Origin of the sequence: Thermoflexus hugenholtzii JAD2 (genome assembly GCF_900187885.1) — a bacterium.
GTDB lineage: Bacteria > Chloroflexota > Anaerolineae > Thermoflexales > Thermoflexaceae > Thermoflexus > Thermoflexus hugenholtzii.
Window position 1 is genome coordinate 1 of the sequence record NZ_FYEK01000064.1, and the last position, 230, is coordinate 230.

Below are 230 nucleotides of genomic sequence, written 5' to 3' on the forward strand. Positions count from 1 at the left end.
GTGGCCTTGGGTTTTAGCCCGAGGCCAGAGGACCGGCCACCGGGGTTGCCCACCGACCCCTGCCTCGAAGGCCCAAGCCCCCGAGGAATTCCACCCCCCTGCGGGCGATGTTCACCGCCGCCGCCGCGTGACGGCTCATCCTCACCCCGCAAGGGCACGTCAGGACGTGTCCCCTTAGCCTTTCACCCACCTTGCCGCATACCGGACACGCCCGGGACGTGTTCTGCGGA

1 protein-coding gene is annotated in these 230 nt (G+C 69.1%); it reads right to left on the reverse strand.

All coding sequences use genetic code 11. The annotated features are described in order from the left end of the window. Nucleotides 1-13: 13 nt before the first annotated feature. Entirely contained in the window at nucleotides 14-190 is a 177-nt protein-coding gene (locus CFB18_RS16610) for a hypothetical protein (protein WP_088572080.1), read from the reverse strand. Nucleotides 191-230: the final 40 nt, after the last annotated feature.